A 15,780-nucleotide genomic window follows, 5' to 3' on the forward strand; every position below is an offset into this window, starting at 1 on the left:
ATTTAAATCAATAATTTTTTACCAATAGCCAGCTTGTATATTTTACGGTCGTAGTTCCTCCGAATTCTGTCCAACTAATAAAATACCAATAGGTAGCTGTGTTGACTGGTCTTCCGGTAATTCTTCCATCCCAGATGAATCTGTTTTCTTTATTCCCCCGGAAAATTTCAGCTCCATATCGGTCGAATATTCTGAAGACAATATTTTCATTATCCATTAAAGAAGAATAATCAATCGTGTCATTATAACCATCAAGATTTGGCGTTATAGTGTTGATGAGGTTAATGATTACAAAAGGTCTTGTCACTTCATCACATCGGTTGGAGTCACGAACATGAGCGGTATGATTACCCCTCGGAACATTTACAAAAACATTAGAGCTCTGCCAGTTATTACCATCAAGAGAATATTCATAAGGAGGTGTTCCGCCGCTTACTCCTATGGTTACGGTACTGCCATTTATTTCTATACTGGTAATAGCGGGTAGCACAGATTCTGTCACGGTCACATTCTGTCTGTATGTACAGCCGTCAAATATGAGATCAACCCAATAATTTCCGGGACCTACATTGCTGATAGAAGGGGTTGTAGCGCCTGTACTCCATGAATAGCTGTCAAATCCGGGACCGGCATCCAATAGGGTTCTAGTTTTAGGGCATATGACTTTATTCACCAAAAGAACAGAATGCTTAGGTGTTTTTATATTAACAATGATAGAGGCAATATTAGGACAGGAGCCAGGCTTTTCAAAACGTATGTAAATTGTCTGTACTCCTGTAATCGTAATAGGATTTGTAAGCACTGCAGTATTATTCTGAGCATCCAACAGTGTCGGATGAAATGTTGCCGTTACTGCGGGATCTGCCGTAAACTGGTTGATGTATGATGAAAAATCAATACTTTTTGTGCCGTCAAGATCATCATCGCATATCGTAACGGAATGGGTTGTTTTAATTAAAGGGAGTTTACTACCTATCGTAAACACAAGCGGTTTGATTACCGGAGGACATCCATCCGGAGAATCGACTCTGATGTATATGGTTGTCGTGGCCGTGTAAGACCAGTTGTCAGGAAGTGTATTGTTGTTGCCTGAATTTGCATCATCTATGTTTCCATAATATCTTACTCCTGTAAAATAAGTCGGGTTATTCAATACAATAGGAGTTATATTTGATAAAACAACATTTACTATACCATCCAGATTATCATCACAAAATGATCCGGTATAATTATTAACTACCACAGCATAAGGATACAGATTTAGGGTAATCTGCGCAATACTTTTACAACCAAGACTGTTTTTCACTACAGCGTAAACGATAGTTCCATTGGCTGCAGAATAAGAAGTAGGGTTTGATATGTTGGTTCCGGGAGTTTCATTTTGAGCGGTAAGCAAAGATGGATAATAAGTAATGGTTACCGGCGAATTATTTGTAACAACGGCGGTCGTTAAATTAAATATGCCTTGTCCGGATCCGTTATCGCAGGCATTGAGTGTTGCATTATTAACCGTTAAGGCTTGGATATTAATAGTGACAGTAACAGTTTCACAATCCGGGAAATCCGGATCGTTTCCGCAGAAAGTGTAGGTGAATGTATCGGTTCCTGTCGTTCCGGGGCTGGTTACCGTGTAAGTGATAATTCCGGTAGCTGCATTTATGATAGCTGTTCCTAAAGTAGGTGCTGTAACAATAGAAACAGTTGAAGGGGAAGGAGTTTGTGTTGACGTTGTAAATGTGGGGGTAATGGTTTTTGTATTACAGACGTCATAACTTATCGATGAAAGTTTGGTACAGTTCAGTACTTTATACTGTTCGGTTACTAATGGGGCACAGCTTCCCATCGTTACAGAACATGTGTAATATCCGGATCCCGCAGGTGTTATTGATGGGCCGGTTGCTCCAGGAATGATATTTCCATTGTTATACCACTGATATGTATCGTAAATGATAGGATCTACTGTTAATACAATTCCCGGGACGCAATCTCCGCCGGATTTTAAGATCACCGGTTGGGTAGGAAAACCGGCAAAAAAGCCTCCATATCCCACGGCGTCACTTCCTGCATTGATGCCGGCCATGATCGCTTTGGATGAAACGACAGTAATCGTACCTGTAGTATTTGGAATGCCGTACGTCACCCAGTTATTGGTTCCGGTCATATTAAAAGGACCTGTAGAAGCAGGCGGCGTTACTCCGTTTACCGTTACAACGGCGCCACGTTCTGTTATAAGATTTAATTTTGTGGGAATATTTAAAATCCCCGATGGATTTCCATTTGAATAAACAAAATTTTCATTAATAAAACCAAGTTCATTAATTTGCTTTGGAAGATAACAGTTGAGCGCTGGTATAAAATTAAAGCCACCGGTGGCTACTTCGTTCCCTGATGTGCTTGCTCCTGCAAGAACCTGATATACATAGGCATTTTTAGAAGTTCTTATATACAAATTGTAATGGCCACTTCCCTGAAGCTGATATTTGGAATCAGGGATCATAAAATATTGCCCGATATTTAACGTAGCAATAGGCAGTATTTCATTATTAACACGAATTTCTGTATTGTTTTCAGTGGCAACTACAAGTGCACCTTCCATATTGGAACCGATGCTTCCGTTACCTTTTACAAGCGCAAACTCATTACCCAATCTTTCTACCGGAACAGATTGATCCATAAGAATATCTGAGCTGAGAGGGAAATTCCCGGCATATTGGCCGTTAAAGTTTCCGTTTGTGACATTTACCGGTTTGTCAGAAACTATTTTTGCCCCGATAAATCCATCGGAGTTTCCTGTAATATTTCCGATACCGTCAATAATGTATGATTGGCCTTTGTTTAACGTAAAAGTAATTGTAGGATTGGTTGCTCCGGTTGTCCCATTAGAAAACTGTACCACAGGCTTATATCCTGAAATAGTGACTGTTGTATTGTCTTCTGTTGCCAGCACACTTGTCATGAAATTCAGAATATTATTGCTAACAGTAATAGGTGCAACAGCAGCATAAAACAGCTTTCCGGTAGAAGGTATGCCTTTAGAGGTTATGATCTCCGCATGATTATACACCGAAAATCTTAAGTTGGCATAAAATGGAAATTCAGCCTTTACATAAAGCCCCTTTGTTGTGGGGGTAAATAAATCGGTTTGTTGGGTTGTAATAATATATTGCCTGGGAATATCAATTTTCTGAGGATTATTTTTACTGATATTTACAGTTGCAATTAAAACATTATTATTATAGATGCTTACCGGAAATGGGGTAGTACGGTTTGTAGAAAGATATAGCTTCTGATAAGGGTTGGGGTTTCCCGTTCTGTCAACCATCGGGGCAAACCAATGCTCCCTGTCCAATTGTGAAAAAGCAGAGGTAAAAAAATAAAATAAAAATAAAAGAGATAGAAGTTTCTTCATTCAGTTATTACTTTTATCACAAATTTAATAATAAAATGTATTGTTTTATTGAAAATATTAAAAAACCGTTAAACCGTCATTATCATTAGATAAAATCCATATACAAATAATGCTATTAAACCACAATTTATTATAAATATTATCAAAAATGGCTGCCTTAAAGACAGCCATGAAATGTTTATTATCGTGATTTAATCAATATTTTTGACCAATATCCAACCGGTGTATCTGATCGGAGTTTTTTCTTTATTAGGTTCATTCCAGTTGATATGGAACCAGTAAGTCCCTGTGATCAGTTTTTTGTCGTAATGTTTCCCGTCCCATTTGTAATTATTGAATTTATCTCCGGTGAAAATTTTATTTCCATATCTGTCGTAAACTACAAAGGAAAGATTCTCTTTGTAAGCAAGCTCACTATAATCAATAAAGTCATTTTTATTGTCACCGTTCGGAGTGATCGCATTGATGAGGTTCGGTACAGTGATCTCAACAGAGATTGGTGCACAGTTATAAAAATCTTTAACATAGAAAACGTGCTGACCTCTTGAAAGTCCCGTAAATACATTGGAATCCTGCCAGTTAGTAGGTGAATCCACGGCATACTGGTATGGGCCTGATCCGCCAGTTACATGAACGGTAGCGGTATTATTTGAAATTTCAATTTCTGTAATTACCGGGGCATCGGCTTTCTTCACATGTACAAACTGCTTTACAAAGCATCCGTTGTCTTCCAGAATCACCCAGTATTCTCCTACCGTTGCACCTTCCAGTACCTGAGTGGTTGCTCCCGTATTCCATTCATAAGAGGCATATCCTGGTCCCGCATCAATGTTTGTTCTTCCATCGATACAGATGATCTTGTCAGTAAGTAGAGCAGATCTTTTAGGAGGAATTACCTTTAGATTTATTTTAGCAATAGTATAACACTGATTGCTGTTGTACACTCTTACGTAGGCAGCTCCGTCTCCCGAAATATAAGTGTCTGCATTCAGTATTTCATTGGTTCCGTTGCTGGCATCTACGAAGGTAGGATAATATTTTTTCGTTACCGGGCTTTCAGTTGTTACGCTGGCAATGGTAAGATCGAATTTTGCCTTAGTTTCCTGATTTTCCAGGAAGCATTCACTCAATGTCGCTTCATTTACTACCGGTGAAGGTAAGAATGATAGGGTTATTTTAGCGCTTCCTACACATCCTTCGTTGGTTGTAACTTTTACATATACAAATCCTTCTGCCGAAAGATAGTTTTCAGGATTGATAATCTCATTGGTTCCGGCATTAAGATGTTCCATAGTAAGATAGAACTTTTTCGTTACCGGATTGTATGATGTAACATTGGCAGTGGTAAGGTTGAAAAACCCTTTGCCGTTATACTGACATGCTTTAATGGTTGTATCCGTTAAAATGAAAGGAACAACATTTAAATTTAACGTTACGTGTTCACAATCAACAAACTCTGCTGCATTACCACAGAACTGATAAACAATAGTGTCCGGACCTAAATATCCAGCATTCGGAATGTAGGTAATCTGTCCGTTTGAAGGATTTAGGGTAGCTGTTCCGTGTGTAGGATGGGTAAGTATGGTTACCGTACTTGCTACCGGAGTTTGAGATGTATTGAACGAAAAAGCAGGCGTGATCACTTTGGTAGCACAGGCGCTGAGGTTAGCTGTCGTATTGGTAACACATGAGAATACTTTGTAGATGGGAGTCGTTACCGGTGGACATGTTCCCATTGTTACTTTTACAGTGTAATTTCCTGCCTGAGTGGGAGTGTGAATGTGTTGCGTAGCACCCGGAATGGCAATACCATTCAGATACCACTGGTACGTTTCGAAGCTGTCGTCAACCTCAAGAACAATCCCCGGAACACAATCCCCCGATTGTTTGGCAATTGCCGGAATGGATGAAAACCCTGCGAAATATCCTCCGTAGCCAACCGCTCCACTTCCTCCTGCAATACCTGCAGTTACTGCTTTCGTTGAATAAACGGAAACATTACCAGATAATGCCGGGATCGAGTAGGTTTGCCAGTCTGATGTGCCCTGCACGGGATACGGTCCCTGTGCCGCTGTCGGAGAGATCGGATTACCTCCGTTAACACTGTAAGTCACAGTAGCTCCAGCTTCTGTAATAATATTCAGCTTAATATCATTCGTACTGCCGTTAAGATTATTAATGTAAGCAATTTCATCAATCTTTCTTGGCAGGAAACAGTTTAAAGGCGGAATATAATTGTACCCCAAAGTTGCAATACTCGTTGCGAGACCGGCAAGGAGCTGATAAACATACACATTTTTAGAAGTTTTAATGTGCATGTTGTAATGCCCATTACCCTGATCTATATAATTGACATTATTAGCAGGAGCTGCCGGATTCGGGCCATTTACTCTGTAATACTGTCCTTCGTTCAAGGTTGCAATCACAGGACCGCCGTTGATTCGCACTTCTGTGTTATTTTCAGTAGCAATGATCAGGGCATCTTCCATCTGGGCCGATATATTACCGTTTCCTTTTACTACAATAAATTCATTTCCTAATCTTTCTACCGGTACAGACTGGTCCATAATGATATCAGAATTTAAACCTACAGAGCCCCAGGAAAACTGACCATTGAAGTTACCGTTGGTTACTGATATAGGTTTGTCTGCTTCAATTTTAGCACCGATAAAACCAGTTGCGTTTCCAGATAGGTTTCCGACTCCTTCGATGATGTAGGACTGTCCTTTATTTAGGGTAAAAGACATGGATGGGGTATTGGCCCCCGTGGTACCGTTAGAAAATGTTACACTGGATGCATATCCTGAAACAGTAACAACGGTATTATTTTCTGTAGCAAGAATTCCCGTCATGAAATTATAGATGCCACCTCCTCCAACGTCTGTAATGGGTGCTGCAGCTGCATAAAACTTTTTACCGATCCCTGCTTTTCCTTTAGATGTTAAGATTTCTCCATGACTGGGGATTGAAAATCTGAGATTGGCGTAGTAGGGTTTAGGCCCCTTTGTATATAGCCCTTTTGTGATTGGCGTGAAAAGATCGGTCTGTAATGGCGTGATGATATTTGAATTTCCGTTTGTTATAGGAATATTGTATATAACAGGATTTCCTTTAGAGACGGTCACTGTTTCGATTACCTGATTATTATTATAAATATCAACATCGAAAGGTTCGACAGAATCGGTAGAGAAATAAATGGACTGGCTGTTCTGTCCGCCAATAAGGCCCGTATTGTTCTTCATCGGTGCAAACCAATGCTCTGTATCTCTTTGCGCAAAAACCGTATTAATGGTTAAAAGCATTAATACAAAAGATAGTAGAAATCTTCTCATGTGATATGGATTATGATTTCTACAAAAATAAACTTTTATTCAGTATATTGTTAATAAAACATTAAGAAAGTTGTTTTTATTCACGATTTTTAATTAATATCCATCCGGAATACGAAACTGGTAATTTGGTGTCGGGTTCGGTCCACCTCAATACATACCAATATGTTCCGGTAGGCAAAGGTCTTTCATTTACTTTTCTATCCCACGTATAATTTTTATCTGTAGATCTGTAAACAGGTGCTCCGTAACGGTCTACGACTTCAATAGAAACATTTTGTTTGATTTTTAAATCCGAATAATTAAGTAAATCATTAAGTCCGTCTCCATTTGGTGTGATCGCATTAATAAGATTTAACACTAAATTCTTTAATAACTAAATACAAAAAATCCCGGAGAAGATCACCGGGATGCATATTTTAAATCTGAAAAAGGATTATAAGCTTACTCTTACAAATCCGGTTACTTTAAGATCAGAATTTACAGATTTTACGTAGTCAGCAACTGTGATGCTACCGTCTTTGATGAAAGACTGGTGTACCAAAGTGTTGTCTTTGTAGAATCTCTGCATTTTACCTTTAAGGATATTTTCAATGATATTTTCAGGCTTACCTTCTTTTGTAAGAAGTTCTCTTTCGATTTCTAGTTCTTTATCGATAGTTGCCTGAGAAACAGCAGTTTCGTCAAGAGCGATCGGGTTCATAGCAGCTACCTGCATAGAAACAGCCTTAGCAGCTTCAGAAGCTCCTTCTACGTTAGCAGAAAGCGCAGTGATAGCAGCGATTTTGTTTCCTGCGTGGATATAAGCTCCCAAGAAAGGTCCTTCAATTCTTTCGAATGCTCCGATCTCGATTTTTTCACCGATTACACCTGTCTGCTCAACTAATTTTTCAGCAACAGTGATTCCGTGGAAATCTGTAGCCAAAAGTTCTTCTTTTGTAGCAGCAAAGATCGCCATTTCAGCAAGTTCATAAGCCAATTCAATGAAAGCTTCATTTTTAGCAACGAAGTCAGTTTCACAGTTTAACGAAATTACAGCACCTAACGTGTTGTCTTCGTTTACTCTTGCGATTACTGCACCTTCAGTAGATTCTCTGTCAGCTCTGTTTGCAGCTACCTTCTGTCCTTTTTTTCTAAGGATATCTACCGCTTTTTCGAAATCTCCTTCAGCTTCTACTAAAGCTTTTTTGCAGTCCATCATACCTGCACCCGTTTGGTTTCTCAATTTTGCTACGTCAGCAGCTACTGGTGTATAAGACATAATATCTATTATTTTTTTTATTTAAGATTAGTATTAATTTTTAGCTTAATTTTAAAGCGATGCAAAGATAATGATTTTAATGATAAACTAAAAAATGACTTTTTGCGTTATTTGTATATTTAATAAATTTTTAAATGTTTACTTAATGAAGAAAATATTTCTCCTTATATTTTTATGCATATTTACGCTTGGTTTTTCGCAAAAAAAGAAAAAAGCTAAAACAAAAGCTATTGTAGAGAAGGAAACCGTGATTATCTACACGGAAAGTGATGCTGAAGCAACTGCGGAAGCCAGAATTGTTGCGGGATTTCTGAAGCAAAATCCAGGTCATGCCAGAACGGACTATTTTAAGAGAAAACTGATGCAGATCGTGATGGCCAATAATTCTCCTGAAGCTAAACCGACAATTAAAACAATAAGTGAAGATAAAATCAAGCAGATGGTTCTTGATGAGAACAGCCTGAATAAATCTAAAGTTTTAGCGGCAAATGCCAGTTCTGCCACTCCTGAACGAACAGTAAATTATGCCAGCGTTACCGGGGCTGCAGGCAAAAAATCCGGGACAAGTGAGCAGCATAAGAAAACAGCAGCCATGCTCACGCATCTGTTTAATAACGATCCGATGGATAAGGAAGCGTATATCAATATCAAAAACAGATCGAAGTGCAATCTTATCGTAAAAATCAACGGAAAAAAATATTATAATCTTGATGTTCCGGCTAACGGACAAAATTTCCTGCTGGTAGAAAAAGGGGAATATATCCTGACAACGATGGTTTGTGATGCTAAATATTCATCATTAAAGAAAATCAACAAGGATATTGAGATTGAACTAAATCTGAGAGAATAATAAAATTGAGAACTAAAAATAAAAGAGGCCGTCTCACAACTCGTGAAAACGGCCTTTTTTATGAAATTTTACTGTATCCCTATACGAGAAGGGTTTTCGTTTAAGCGATTCTCAACCCACATCGTTTAGTTGTGATACACCTTCTTTATTTTATCCTTTAAATTGCCCCATCGCAATAAATTTGTCTTGTCTTTGAGTTTCAAGCTCCTGACCGGTAAATTTTGAGAACGCTTTGATATTCTGCAAAATAGAAGTCTTCAGATGCTGAAATGTAGTTGCCGGATCATAGTGTGCCCCACCCAGTGGTTCTTCGATGATACCGTCGATGAATTTTTCTCTTAAAGCATCTTTAGGTGTAAGGTTAAGTGCATTGGCTGCATCTTCTTTGTGATCCCAGTTTCTCCAAAGAATGGATGAGCAGCTTTCCGGTGCGATTACGGTATACCATGTATTTTCCAACATATATACCTTGTTTCCTACACCGATTCCTAATGCACCTCCACTGGCTCCTTCACCAATGATATAGGTAAAGATCGGGGTTTTAAGCTGTACCATTTCAAAGATATTTCTCGCAATAGCTTCACCTTGCCCTCTTTCTTCAGCTTCAAGACCTGGGTATGCTCCCGGTGTATCTACCAACGTTACTACAGGAATCTGAAATTTTTCAGCAAGCTTCATCAGTCTTAATGCTTTTCTGTATCCTTCAGGATTCGGCATTCCGAATCTTCTGTGTTGTCTTTCTTTGGTTGTTCTTCCTTTCTGAGTCCCGATTACCATTACTTTCTGGCCATCCAGGGTTAGTAATCCTCCTACCATAGCCGGGTCATCAGCGAAGTTTCTGTCTCCGTGAAGTTCCAGGAAGCTGCCTTTATCTGCCATGCCATTGATATAATCCAACGCATATGGACGATCCGGATGACGGGACAGCTGTACTCTTTGCCAAGGGGTAAGATTACTGTAGATTTCTTTTTTCTTTTCCAAAATCTTATCCTCGATTTGGCTACATGCTAATTTTACATCAACACCACTTTCTTCTCCTACTAAAGAACAAGTCTGAAGTTGATCCATCAGTTCTTTGATAGGAAGTTCGAAACTTAAATATTCCATTTCTTGAAGTAAATTAAATCTTTCAAATTTATGAAAAATTATATGAATCTATTTAAAATTATTGATTGCATTGTTTATTCGGGAGATAGTTTCCTCTTTTCCAAGAAGTTCCATGATGTCCGGTACATCCGGTCCTTTTAATTCTCCTACCAAAGCCAAACGTAGAGGCATCATGACTTTACCCATTCCCAAGCCCTTATTTTCTGCGAAATCATGGACTGTACTTTTTATATTTTCAGCTGTAAAATCTATTCCTTCTAAATTTAAAGCAAGCTCTCCTAAAACAGCAGATGTTTCATCATTCCAAGCTTTTTTTGAAGCTTTTTCATCATAAGAAACCGGTGCTTCAAAGAAAAATTTTCCGTTTTCGTAGATGTCTTTTGGGAAGGTGGCTCTTTCTTTCATCAGATGAATAATTTTCAATAATTTTTCATCCGAAAGAGTTAAATGTAAATCTGAGCTTTTTAAAATTTGAAGCAATTCTTCATCAGATTTTTGCTGAATATATTGATGGTTGAACCATTCTGCTTTTTCTTTGCTGAATCTGGCTCCGGCTTTATGGACTTTATTTAAATCAAATTCTTTTGCCATTTCATCCAAAGACAGAATTTCTTTATCATCTGCAGGAGACCAGCCTAAAAGCGCAACCATATTAATGAATGCTTCCGGAAGATATCCGCTTTCTCTGTATCCTTTAGATGTATTTCCTGTTGCAGGATCTGTAAAATTCAAAGGGAAAACAGGGAATCCGAATTTGTCGCCGTCTCTTTTGCTGAGTTTTCCTTTTCCTTCCGGCTTTAAAATCAAGGAAAGGTGCGCAAACTGTGGTGCTTCCCAACCCATTGCTTCATACAGTAAAGTATGCAGACCTAAAGATGGCAGCCATTCTTCTCCACGGATGACGTGGGAAATTTCCATTTCGTGATCATCGATGATGTTGGCAAAATGGTAGGTTGGCATTCCGTCATTTTTTACCAGAACTTTATCATCTAAAGTATTGGTATTGACAGAGAATTTTCCACGGATGATGTCTTCAAGGTTCAGAGTTCTGTCAACCGGCATCTTGAATCTTACCACATAGGGAGTCTTTTCATCCAATAATTTCTGAATTTCTTCTTCAGAAAGGGTTAAGCTGTTTCTTAACTGATTTCTCGTTCTGTTGTCATAGGAGAAAACATCGCCTCTGGCTTCATATTCGGCACGGATTACATCAAGTTCTTCTGCTGTATCAAAAGCGATATAAGCATAATCCGTTTTCAGGAGCTGTTCTTTATATCTGTCGTAAATATCTCTTCTTTCGGATTGTCTGTATGGAGCGAATTTTCCGCCTTTTTTAGGACTTTCATCGGCAATGATTCCGCACCATTCCAAGGCTTCTTCAATATATTCTTCTGCACCTTCCACGTATCGAGCGGTGTCGGTATCTTCAATTCTCAAAACAAATTCGCCACCCTTGTTTTTAGCAAAAAGATAATCATATAATGCAGTTCTTACGCCTCCCAAATGCAATGGCCCGGTAGGACTTGGAGCAAAACGTACTCTTACTTTCTCCATTTTCAATTTAAATTTTGTGCAAATTTACTTAAAATTAAATGTTTTTAAGAATGTTTAATGGTTCGGTTGCTTGGTTTTTTAATCCTTATATTTACTTTTGTATAATAAAAAAAGACGTAAATTATGTTAGAAATAGGGGAAAGGCCGTGGGGAAAATATTTTGTATTGGCAGATGAGCCCAATTATAAACTAAAAAGAATTGAAGTAAATCCGGGTCAGAAGCTTTCTTACCAATATCATCACAAAAGACAAGAGCAGTGGACCATTATCGAAGGTGATGCTACCGTGGTTCTGGATGATAAAGAGATCAGTTTAAAATATGGAGAAAGTATTTTCATCCCTCTTGGTGCAAAGCACAGAATGATGAATCTGTCCGATAAGCCTGTTGTATTTATTGAAGTGCAGACGGGAACTTATTTTGGAGAAGATGATATTGTAAGGATTGAGGATGAGTATGATAGAAGTTAATCTTTGCAACAAGCATAAAAAATGGCTGTCGAAAAATTCCGACAGCCATTTTTTTAATTATTTTTTATACCGATTATTTTTAAAACCTTACCAATTTTATATTTCATTGTCCTTTTATAGCCCAGAAGTTTGATTCTTTCCATCAGCTGGAAATTTTCATTCATTGTGGCAAGAAGATTTTGTAGAAAAAATGCTCTTAATAAATCTTTGTCAGTAATAATTTCTTCCAGCTTATTTATTGCATTGGTTTTATTTTCATACATAAAAAATTCATTGTTGGTCATTCCTCCAGAACTCATGCGGTAAGCAATAAGATATTCTTTAATAAAATGGGTTTTGGGGTGATCTCCATACGCCTGCAACCAGAAAATCCAGTCTTCTTTTGCTTTCAAATCTTCGTTGAATCTATATTTTTCTACAATGTCACGTGAAAAGATAGCGCAGTGAATCGGGATCGAAAATGTGTTGTCCCATTTAAGCAGAATATCTTTTTGATTAAAGTAGTCATCCTTCAGCTTACAGTGAGGAGGAAGATTAGTTTTAGTATCATTATCAAAACGTTGGAAGTCGGTAATTACAATCGTATTGGCAGGCTGATTAATTTCATTTATAGACTTTTCAAATTTTTCTTTATACAAAAAGTCATCACAGTCCAGGAACTGTACGAAATCACCGGTTATATACTCTATGCCTGAGTTTCTTGCAGAGCTGAGACCTCCGTTCTGCTTCTTGATGTATTTTATTCTGCTGTCTTTTTTTTGCCATTCCAAAGCCTTTTGGTCGGTATTATCGGTACTGCCGTCATTTACAAGAATGCACTCCCAGTTTTCATAAGTCTGGCTTAGAAGTGAATGTATGCAGTCATCTAAAAAGATTGCCTGATTGTAACAGGGAACAATAACGGAGATTTTTAAAGAGCTGTTCATTTTTTTTGATTATTTGTTTTTGTAAATTTTTTTTCCGTCCTGTATGCCTTTGATCATTTTGCCGATCAAAAGTTTTTTTTCCGAAAAAGAATATTCTTTTCCTTTCAGGATCATCATTATTTTTGAAAAGCAGTCTTTATATAAATTTTTATAAAATATGGAACTAAACCTTCCCGGAAAGTAAGGCTTAATATTTTTTCTGAGTAAAAAGAGGTTGCGATATTCGTAATAAGCCTGTAAAGGACGAATTTTATTAGAAACCACTGTTCTTTTTCTGTACATCCCTGCTTTTTTTGTGTATAGTACATTCGTGTAAAGATTTGCCAGGATTCCGTATTCGGTGTCGTCTCCCGCGATGAAATATTCTGTTTTCGGAAAACCAATCTTTTCTATAATGTCTCTGTGGATAAGCATGCCCTCAAAGCACGCCGTATTTACATAACAATAATTTTTATGTTCCAGAGAAATGTTATGATGAATAATAGGCATACAGGTTCTGTGGTCAAAATAATGCTCCCATTTAAAAACCTCATTATTATCACTAAAGACCCGAAGCGGGTGCATACACTTTGATTTTTCTTGGAACTGTAAAAGGTTTTCAAGACAATCTCTGAAAGGTTCTACATCATCATCCATCACCCAGATCCAGTCGAAGCCACTTTCGTATGCTCGTTTTATGCCGGTATGAAACCCTCCGGCCCCGCCAAGATTTCCTTGGGTAATGATCTCGAACTGGTGAAGGTCAAGCGTCTGAAGATAGTCGCCGGTGCCATCCGTAGATCCATTGTTCACAATTATTATTTTGTCAATAGGGAAAGACTGGTTCAGTATGCCTTGTATACATTCTTTTAAAAGGGCCAGTCTATTATAGGTAACTACAACGGTGCATATGGTGCCGGATTTGTTCATAGGTGTGAAATTAATTTTTGTATTCTCCCTACAGCTTTTTCGTACCGGAGATTTTCAATAGCAAATTGATAAGCATTTTGTGCAATCTCATGATAATATTTATCGCCTTGTTTTTCAACGAATTGAATCTGCCTTATCAGATCGGAGAGATCATTTTTTACGGGAATAAAATGTTTATACGGTTCCAGCTCAAAGTGATAATAAGATTTCCATTGCCTGTCCTGGATAAAAAGAAGTCTTTTGGTGAATAACAACATTTTAATTCTTCCACTGTAGCCCCTTCCTTCAATGTCAATCAGATATTTATATTTTGTGTGATCTTTCAACGAAATGTACGGAATGTCCTTTTTCCCTTCTACAGCCTGATCTACACAAGTGTCATATGCTTCAATGAGATCCGGAAATTCTTCGGAATACTGTATGATTTTCTTTCTGATCAGGTGAGTCTGCACGTTGCCGATCCATAACATTCTTTTATACTCATAAGGCTTTTCAGCTCTTGTTGAAATTTCTGAGACTGTCCCCGCAAAATTGGGAATGCCAGCCTGCTTCCAGTGGTCAAAAATAAAATCGGGAAATACAAAATCGAGGTCCTCTTTTCTTTCACAGCAATAATAAAAATTCCCTTTCACAAGATTTTTGGTGGGGAAATCGCCGGTATGAAGACTGAAAAAGATTTCTTTTTCAGGTATTCCCATTGCAATAGCATCCAAAATCTGCTTCAGGGAAGATTCAGCTCTGGTTTGGAAAGAATTGTAATTTTCTGCCCTTACAAGTTGTCTGTTTCGTATTCTTACATTTAATAATTCTTTTACAGGCTCCTGTATTTTCTTTTTTTTAAACCACATCTTACACGAATTTTTTAGCAATTTCCAGTGCCTCTGCAATGACATGATGCATATCCATATAACGGTAAGTTGCCAGTCTTCCAATGAATGTAATATCAGAAAGCTGTTCTTTTTCCATTATATATTTATCAAGCATTTCCATATCTCTCTGTAGTCTTTTGGGATAATAAGGGATGTCGTTTTCCCCAGTTTCTTTGCTAAATTCTTTAAAATATACGGTTTTTTCGTGTTCTTCCCAAGGTGTGAAATGTTTATGCTCATGAATCCTTGTATAGGGGATTTCCTGATCGGCATAGTTGATCACAGCATTACCCTGATGGTCTCCTTTTTTAGTAAATTTTTCAAAAAATACGGTTCTGTAACCTAATCTTCCATGCTTATAATCGAAATAAGCATCTATAGGACCGGAATAGAAAACATGGTCATATTCGGAAAAATCGATTTCCTGAGCGGAAAGTTTTTTATTCAAAGTAACTGTAATATTGGGGTGGTCAAGCATTTTTTCAAAGATCTCCGTATAGCCGTTTCTGGGAATACCCTGAAGAGGCATGGCGTAGTAGTTATCATCATAATTAAACCGTACCGGAAGTCTTTTGAGGATGCTTGCGGGAAGCTCTGAAGGTTCGCAGCCCCACTGTTTTTTTGTATATCCGTAAAAGAAAGCTTTATAAAGATCTTTGCCCACAAACTTTAAAGCTTGTTCTTCAAAACTTTGTGGCATATCTATGGATGTGTCGCTTAGTGATGCCATAAATTCTCTTGCCTCTTTTGGGGAAAAGTCTTTTTGAAAAAACTGATTAATGGTATGAAGGTTTATCGGCAACGAATATACCTGCTTCTGGTATACAGATTTTACACGATTTATAAAAGGAACCATTTCACAGAATTGCTGTATATAGTTCCAAACCTCTGTATTGTCAGTATTAAAAATGTGAGGTCCGTATTGATGAACTGTAATTCCTGTTTCCTCATCCTTTTCCGTATAGCAGTTTCCACCAATGTGGTTCCTTTCTTCTACGACGTGAACAATATTATTCTTGCTGAGCTGTTCTGCCAAAACACTTCCGGAAAAACCGCTTCCTATTATCAGATATTTTTTCATGTATTGATGTTTTACTA

The 15,780-nt window shown here is 37.8% G+C and carries 12 protein-coding genes; 2 read left to right on the plus strand and 10 right to left on the minus strand.

Features of this window, described 5'->3' with window-relative positions:
• Positions 1-7: 7 nt before the first annotated feature.
• From AC3WV0_RS05710 to tsf, 4 genes are all read right to left on the minus strand, one after another.
• Complete coding sequence (locus tag AC3WV0_RS05710) at positions 8-3,409, minus strand: T9SS type B sorting domain-containing protein (protein ID WP_488844789.1); 3,402 nt, start codon at positions 3,407-3,409, stop codon at positions 8-10.
• A gap of 191 nt (positions 3,410-3,600) precedes the next feature.
• Positions 3,601-6,741 (minus strand): T9SS type B sorting domain-containing protein, encoded by a 3,141-nt coding sequence (locus AC3WV0_RS05715; protein WP_488844791.1) that lies wholly within the window; start codon positions 6,739-6,741, stop codon positions 3,601-3,603.
• Between the two features lie 76 nt (positions 6,742-6,817).
• A complete protein-coding gene (locus tag AC3WV0_RS05720) occupies positions 6,818-7,099 on the minus strand; it encodes a T9SS type B sorting domain-containing protein (protein WP_488844793.1) in 282 nt (93 codons plus the stop codon).
• Positions 7,100-7,174: 75 nt separating this feature from the next.
• Positions 7,175-7,999 (minus strand): translation elongation factor Ts, encoded by an 825-nt coding sequence (gene tsf, locus AC3WV0_RS05725; RefSeq protein WP_089998439.1) that lies wholly within the window; start codon positions 7,997-7,999, stop codon positions 7,175-7,177.
• Positions 8,000-8,144: 145 nt separating this feature from the next.
• Here tsf and AC3WV0_RS05730 point away from each other — a divergent pair, with 145 nt between their 5' ends.
• Entirely contained in the window at positions 8,145-8,849 is a 705-nt protein-coding gene (locus tag AC3WV0_RS05730; RefSeq protein WP_488844795.1) for a DUF6759 domain-containing protein, read from the plus strand.
• A gap of 150 nt (positions 8,850-8,999) precedes the next feature.
• Here the strand turns inward: AC3WV0_RS05730 and AC3WV0_RS05735 are convergent, their stop codons facing one another.
• Together AC3WV0_RS05735 and gltX are read right to left on the minus strand one after the other, a co-directional pair.
• Positions 9,000-9,956 (minus strand): acetyl-CoA carboxylase carboxyltransferase subunit alpha, encoded by a 957-nt coding sequence (locus AC3WV0_RS05735; protein ID WP_488844797.1) that lies wholly within the window; start codon positions 9,954-9,956, stop codon positions 9,000-9,002.
• Positions 9,957-10,004: 48 nt separating this feature from the next.
• Positions 10,005-11,510, minus strand: a complete 1,506-nt coding sequence (gltX, locus tag AC3WV0_RS05740) for a glutamate--tRNA ligase (RefSeq protein ID WP_488844799.1) — start codon at positions 11,508-11,510, stop codon at positions 10,005-10,007.
• A 123-nt stretch (positions 11,511-11,633) separates the two neighbouring features.
• On the opposite strand from gltX, the gene AC3WV0_RS05745 reads away from it, so the two are divergent.
• A complete protein-coding gene (locus tag AC3WV0_RS05745; RefSeq protein ID WP_233112383.1) occupies positions 11,634-11,978 on the plus strand; it encodes a phosphomannose isomerase type II C-terminal cupin domain in 345 nt (114 codons plus the stop codon).
• Positions 11,979-12,031: 53 nt separating this feature from the next.
• Here the strand turns inward: AC3WV0_RS05745 and AC3WV0_RS05750 are convergent, their stop codons facing one another.
• The 4 genes from AC3WV0_RS05750 to glf are packed head-to-tail and all read right to left on the minus strand — an operon-like array spanning position 12,032 to position 15,763.
• Positions 12,032-12,904: a glycosyltransferase family 2 protein gene (locus AC3WV0_RS05750; protein ID WP_488844802.1), complete on the minus strand. Its 873-nt coding sequence runs from the start codon at positions 12,902-12,904 to the stop codon at positions 12,032-12,034.
• A 9-nt stretch (positions 12,905-12,913) separates the two neighbouring features.
• A complete protein-coding gene (locus AC3WV0_RS05755; RefSeq protein ID WP_488844804.1) occupies positions 12,914-13,813 on the minus strand; it encodes a glycosyltransferase family 2 protein in 900 nt (299 codons plus the stop codon).
• A complete protein-coding gene (locus AC3WV0_RS05760; RefSeq protein ID WP_488844806.1) occupies positions 13,810-14,661 on the minus strand; it encodes a glycosyl transferase family 90 in 852 nt (283 codons plus the stop codon). Before AC3WV0_RS05760 ends, AC3WV0_RS05755 begins: the two co-directional genes overlap by 4 nt.
• 1 nt (position 14,662) lies before the next feature.
• The gene (gene glf / locus AC3WV0_RS05765) at positions 14,663-15,763 is read right to left on the minus strand and encodes a UDP-galactopyranose mutase (RefSeq protein ID WP_488844808.1); all 1,101 of its coding nucleotides are present in this window, start codon (positions 15,761-15,763) and stop codon (positions 14,663-14,665) included.
• Positions 15,764-15,780: the final 17 nt, after the last annotated feature.

This window comes from Chryseobacterium sp. 27AL, from assembly GCF_057815395.1.